Annotated in this window: 8 protein-coding genes and 1 pseudogene; 4 read left to right on the top strand and 5 right to left on the bottom strand. The window is 60.2% G+C overall.

Annotated elements, in window-relative coordinates:
• From EN935_RS21450 to EN935_RS21440, 3 genes and pseudogenes are all read left to right on the top strand, one after another.
• A pseudogene (locus EN935_RS21450) lies at nt 1-222 on the top strand (2-keto-4-pentenoate hydratase); the annotation flags it as partial.
• 4 nt (nt 223-226) lie between these two features.
• Nucleotides 227-520, top strand: a complete 294-nt coding sequence (locus EN935_RS21445) for a hypothetical protein (protein WP_127264299.1) — start codon at nt 227-229, stop codon at nt 518-520.
• A gap of 4 nt (nt 521-524) precedes the next feature.
• Complete coding sequence (locus EN935_RS21440) at nt 525-1,067, top strand: DinB family protein (RefSeq protein WP_127264301.1); 543 nt, start codon at nt 525-527, stop codon at nt 1,065-1,067.
• 52 nt (nt 1,068-1,119) lie between these two features.
• On the opposite strand, the gene hppD is transcribed toward EN935_RS21440, so the two are convergent.
• Nucleotides 1,120-2,232 carry a 4-hydroxyphenylpyruvate dioxygenase gene (hppD, locus tag EN935_RS21435; RefSeq protein ID WP_127264303.1) on the bottom strand — a complete coding sequence of 371 codons (1,113 nt, stop codon included), beginning with the start codon at nt 2,230-2,232 and terminating at the stop codon, nt 1,120-1,122.
• A gap of 139 nt (nt 2,233-2,371) precedes the next feature.
• On the opposite strand from hppD, the gene EN935_RS21430 reads away from it, so the two are divergent.
• Nucleotides 2,372-2,839: an Lrp/AsnC family transcriptional regulator gene (locus tag EN935_RS21430; RefSeq protein WP_127264304.1), complete on the top strand. Its 468-nt coding sequence runs from the start codon at nt 2,372-2,374 to the stop codon at nt 2,837-2,839.
• Nucleotides 2,840-3,219: 380 nt separating this feature from the next.
• Here the strand turns inward: EN935_RS21430 and EN935_RS21425 are convergent, their stop codons facing one another.
• From EN935_RS21425 to EN935_RS21410, 4 genes are all read right to left on the bottom strand, one after another.
• Nucleotides 3,220-3,558 (bottom strand): TIGR01244 family sulfur transferase, encoded by a 339-nt coding sequence (locus EN935_RS21425; protein ID WP_126068742.1) that lies wholly within the window; start codon nt 3,556-3,558, stop codon nt 3,220-3,222.
• Between the two features lie 68 nt (nt 3,559-3,626).
• Nucleotides 3,627-4,064: a DUF6691 family protein gene (locus tag EN935_RS21420; RefSeq protein ID WP_127264306.1), complete on the bottom strand. Its 438-nt coding sequence runs from the start codon at nt 4,062-4,064 to the stop codon at nt 3,627-3,629.
• 4 nt (nt 4,065-4,068) lie between these two features.
• Entirely contained in the window at nt 4,069-4,491 is a 423-nt protein-coding gene (locus tag EN935_RS21415; RefSeq protein ID WP_127264308.1) for a YeeE/YedE family protein, read from the bottom strand.
• A 152-nt stretch (nt 4,492-4,643) separates the two neighbouring features.
• Nucleotides 4,644-5,176 (bottom strand): zinc ABC transporter substrate-binding protein (locus tag EN935_RS21410; RefSeq protein ID WP_164771246.1); only part of this gene is annotated, 533 nt, incomplete at its 5' end.

The raw sequence follows: 5,176 nt of genomic DNA, 5'->3' as shown, positions 1-5,176 counted from the left end.
GTCTCCAACAAGCTCGACGGCGGGCCGGGCAAGCCTGTTTCGGCCGGTGGCGCCGGCTATTCCTGCATCGCCGAACTGCGCATGATCGAGACCATCGTGTCAGGCGAGCCCAAAACGCCGTTCCTGCGCTTCGGCGACACGGTGCGCATCGAGATGAAGGACAAAGCTGGGCATTCGATCTTCGGCGCCATCGAACAGAAGGTCGAGAAATACGAGAGGTAAGGGAATGGCGGGGGACGCATTCTATCTGCTGGCCGGTGTCTGGGCACTCGCCATACTGGCCGCGTTCATCCAGGCGATCCGGCTGAGTTACCGCATCGAGGCGCGCTCGCCTGACCTGACCAACCGCAGCGGCTTTCCGCGCAAGGCGATGATGTTCCACACCATCACCAACATGAACGTCGCGCGGGATGAGGAGACGCAAGCCATGCGGCGACGCATGAACGGGCTGCTGTTGATCGTTCTTGCCGGATTCGCGATTGTGGGAGCAGGCTTGCATATGGTGCGGGCAGGGGGATGATCTCGTGAACCTGCTTGACCATCTGCGCCGTATGGCCGGCAACAATCTGTGGTCGAACGACCGGCTCTACCGCGCGGTGCTGTCGCTCCAGCCGGGTGAGTTCGAGGCCGAACGCACCAGCTTCTTTCCGTCGATCAAGGAAACGCTCAACCACATGCTGGCGGTTGACCATCTCTATCTCGATTTTCTCGAGGAGGGCGGCGTCGGTGCTGCCGCTCATGACGACTTCGTGTCGTTCGACAAGCCGGGGGCACTTTACGTCGCTCAGGTCGAGGCCGACCGGCGCCTGATCGCCTTTTGCGATGGGCTGTCGGCCGAGGATCTGGATCGCCGCGTCATCACCGACCGGCGCGAGGACGGCATGATCCCCGAGCGCATCGGCGATATCCTCGCCCACGTCTTCCTGCACGACATCCACCACCGCGGCCAGGTGCACGCAATGCTGTCCGGCACTTCGGTCAAGCCGCCGCAACTCGACGAGTTCCTGCTCGATTATGATGCGAAGCTGAGGGAGAAAGAGGTCGAGCGGTTGGGGCTCAAAATCTGATCCAGCGCATGACCTGAAAATGAGGCCATGCGCAGTCCGCTCGACCTGAACGCTACTCCGCCGCCTGAACCTTGATCACGCCGCGCTTGATCTGGTCCTGCTCGATCGATTCGAACAGCGCGCGGAAATTGCCTTCGCCAAAACCTTCGTCGCCCTTGCGCTGGATGAATTCGAAGAAGATCGGGCCGATCACGGTTTTCGAGAAAATCTGCAGCAGGATCTTGGTCATGCCGCCGTCGACGACACCTTCGCCGTCGATCAGGATGCCGTGCTTCTTCATCCGCTCGATCGGTTCGTCATGGCCATTCACACGGTCATACGACATGTCGTAGTAGGTTTCCGGCGGGCCGGGCATGAACTTGAGCCCGTTTTCAGCCAGCCTGTCGGTGGCGGCGTAAATCTCGTCGGTGCCGACAGCGATGTGTTGGATGCCCTCGCCATTGTACTTCTTCAGATACTCGGCGATCTGGCTGGTCTCATCCTTGGATTCGTTGAGCGGAATGCGGATCTTGCCACAAGGCGAGGTGATGGCGCGGCTGACCAGGCCGGTGATCTTGCCGTCGATGTCGAAGAAATGGATCTGCTTGAAGCCGAACAGATTGCGGTAGAAATCCCACCATTTGTCCATCTGGCCGCGATAGACATTGTGGGTCAGGTGATCGAGATAGTAGAAGCCGACGCCTTCCGGCCGTGGGTCGCGCGCACCCAGCCACTCGAACTCGGCATCATAGGCTGAACCCTTCTTGCCATAGGTCTCGATGAAATAGAGCAACGAGCCGCCAATGCCGACGATTGCCGGCACGTCGAGCGCCTTGTCGGTGCCTTCGTAAGGCGTGGCGCCCTTGGCAACGGCATGATCGAAAGCGTGCTTGGCATCGACCACCCGCCAGGCCATCGAGGCAGCACAAGGCCCGTGCTTGTCGACGAATTTCATCGCATGCGAGCCGGGCTCGGCATTGACGACATAGTTGATGTCGCCCTGGCGCCAGATGGTGATGTCCTTCGTGCGGTGCTTCGCCACCGCGACATAGCCCATGCGGGTGAACAGTTCGGCCAGCTTCTGCGGCTCCGGATGCGCGAATTCGACGAACTCGAAACCATCGGTGCCCGCCGGGTTGTCCTTGCTGATCCTGGCGGGCGGGGCGTCGTGCGGGAAGGGGCCCATGGTATTCCTCCGAAAGCTGGCTTGGCCTGAAAAGGCTCGTCTTGCGCCATCATAGCGCTGATGGCGTGCATGGTGCTTGCATTCAAACGCTTGAAATGGTCATCTCATGCGTGAAGCATGCATGATAAGAGGAAAAACCATGGATTGGGCGCGTATTGATCAGTTCGACCGCAAGATAATGGCGCTATTGCAGGGGGATGCGCGGCTGACCAACAACGATCTTTCGGAGCGGGTGAACCTGTCGGCGTCGCAATGCTCGCGCCGCCGTCAGCGGCTCGAGGAGGACGGCTTCATCAAGGGCTACCGGGCGGTGCTCGACCGCGACAAGCTCGGTTTTTCCCTGGTCAACGTCATCTCTGTCACGCTCGCCACGCACAACCGCGACAATGCGCGGCGCTTCGGCGAACTGGTGGCGCGGCTGCCCGAAGTGCAGGAAGCGCACGCGCTGACCGGCGAGATGGACTACATCCTGAAAGTGGTGACGCCCGATTTGAAATCGCTGTCGGAATTCGTCAACGGGGTGCTTCTGCCGCATGAATCGGTGCAGCATGTGAAGACGGCGATCGTGCTGGAAACGCTGAAGGAAACCGGCGCGCTACCGATTTGATTGTAGATATAGGAAGCGACATGGAAAGAAAGCCAACGCGATACTATATGCTGTTGTCTCTCTCGATATCTGCCGTTCTATTGGCGACGACGCTCATTGCTGTCTACCTTGTGCCAAAATCTATCTATCTTGTGCCTCCAATTGCAGTAGTGATTGGATACATAAAGCCAGTTGGCCCGAGTATTTCCTTCGGAAATTTGCTGTCGTCGTTGGTTTATCTTATGATTGGAAGCTTCTTTGCATACCTGGTAGCAGACGGAAACGATGGTGTAAGGGGAGCCTTCATTAGTCTAGGTCTGGCGTTTCTCTACCTCGAATACATCAAAGATAGAGGTGCAAGGAGCTGAATCGGCCAAGCGCATTGGAGTTGCCTTGGCTCTTCAACCCTTCGACTGCTGGATCAGCCCGTACAGATTCGTGCAGCGTGCGCCCGAGCGGCAGTAGGCAAAGACCGGGCCGTCAAGCTCATCCAGCGCCTCGGCCTGATCGTCGACATTCTCGGCCGTGATCTGGCCGCTGATAACGGGGATGTAGCGGAAGGCGAGGCCCGCGGCTTCGACCGCTGCCTTGACGGTGTCGGCGGAAGGCTGGCCCGGTTGTTCGTCATCGGGCCGGTTGCAGATGATGCTCTTGAAGCCGGCTTCCTTGATGGCGGCGACGTCTTCCGGCTGGATCTGGCCCGAGACCGAATAGTCCTCGCTGATTTCGCGGTATTCCATGGCAGTGTCCTCGCAATCTGATTTGGCTGGAGTCTTGCCACTCCCTGACGTGGCCGGCAACTCGAATCCTATGCCGCGGCCGGTTGAGCGAGCCTTGCCCTTGCGAAACGCGCCACTACGATGCCGGCAATCACCGCTGCAATGAAGATCGCTGTCGCCGAATAGCCAAGGCCAAGGGCAGGTATGGCTCCGCCGGGACAGAAGCCGGCAATGCCCCAGCCGATGCCGAAGACAGCGGCGCCGCCAACCAGTTCCGTGTCGATGACGCGTTTTGTCGGTAGTGCGAAGGCGGTTTCGAACACCGGCGTCTTGCGCCGAGCGAATACGAGGCGATAGCCGACGAAGGCGACCGCAAGGCCGCCAGCCATGACGAAGATCAGGCTTGGATCCCATGTGCCGGCAATATCGAAAAAGTTCAGCACTTTTGCCGGATTGATCATGCCGGAAATGGCGATGCCGAGGCCGAAAACCCCACCGATCAGAAATGCGGAGACGAGCTTGTTCACGGGTTCAGCCTCCGATCACGTGGCGGATGATGAAGACGGTAGCGAAGGCGGCGACCATGAAGGTCGTGACGGCGACCATCGAGCGTGGCGACAGCCGCGCTATGCCGCAAATGCCGTGTCCGCTCGGGCAGCCGCCACCGAAATGCCAGCCGATGCCGACCAGGAAGCCGCCGCCGACAAGTGCCAGCGTTGGCATAGGCACGCTGAGGGCGATGTGTCCGCCAGCAGCCTGATAGAGAAGCGGCGCCGCCACCGCGCCGGCGAGAAAGGCGGCCCGCCAGCGCCATTCGGGAGAAAGCGGCGGGATGACCCCGGTGAGGATGCCGGTCATCCCGGCAATCCGGCCATGCAGTGCCATCAAGAGCACCGCCGACAGGCCGATGAGAGCGCCGCCAAGCAGCGATTGGAGAGGCGTGAAGTTTGTCATGGCAATGCCGGCTTTCGAGCTGCGGTCGATCCGCGTCTTCGCGCGGCTTGACACCATAGCGCAGATAGACATTTCCGGCGAAGAATCCAACTCAGGCCCAGAGCGGAAACGGAAGGCGGAGACTGGCTCCGCCTTTCCGAGAAGAGCTTCGATCAACTACCGAGAATGGCGCCTTTGATCTGACGGATATTGTTGTGCATCATGTCGATATAGGTAGCAGCCGGGCCGTCGGGCTGCGACAGCGCGTCCGAATAGAGCGTGCCGCCCACCTTGATCCCGGTCTCGCTGGCGATCTGCTCTATCAGGCGCGGATTGGTGATGTTCTCGACGAAGATCGCCGCGGCCTTGTCCTGTTTCACCTGGGTAACCAGCTTGGCGACGTCGGCGGCGGACGGTTCGGAGTCGGTCGAGATGCCTTGCGGGGCGAGGAAGGTCAGGCCGTATGCGTGTTCGAAATAGCCGAAGGCGTCATGCGAGGTGATGACGACGCGCTTGCTCTCCGGGATCGAGGCGATCGCCGCTTTCACTTCACCTTCGACCGCGTCGAGCTTCTTGGTGTAGGCGGCGGCGTTGGTCTGGTAGCTGACGCAGCCGTCCGAATCGGCCGCGCAGAAGGCCTCGGCGATGTTCTTCACGTAGATCCTGGCATTGGCGATCGACTGGAAGGCGTGCGGATCGGTGACCG

This window comes from Mesorhizobium sp. M7D.F.Ca.US.004.03.1.1, from assembly GCF_003998635.1.
GTDB classification, from domain to species: domain Bacteria; phylum Pseudomonadota; class Alphaproteobacteria; order Rhizobiales; family Rhizobiaceae; genus Mesorhizobium; species Mesorhizobium loti.
This window is presented reverse-complemented; position numbering and strand designations above follow the sequence as displayed.

Coding starts and splice junctions, on each gene's coding strand:
- EN935_RS21445 (WP_127264299.1), top strand. CDS start 227: ATGGCGGGGGACGCATTCTATCTGCTGGCCGGTGTCTGGGCACTCGCC.
- hppD (WP_127264303.1), bottom strand. CDS start 2,232: ATGGGCCCCTTCCCGCACGACGCCCCGCCCGCCAGGATCAGCAAGGAC.
- EN935_RS21430 (WP_127264304.1), top strand. CDS start 2,372: ATGGATTGGGCGCGTATTGATCAGTTCGACCGCAAGATAATGGCGCTA.
- EN935_RS21425 (WP_126068742.1), bottom strand. CDS start 3,558: ATGGAATACCGCGAAATCAGCGAGGACTATTCGGTCTCGGGCCAGATC.
- EN935_RS21415 (WP_127264308.1), bottom strand. CDS start 4,491: ATGACAAACTTCACGCCTCTCCAATCGCTGCTTGGCGGCGCTCTCATC.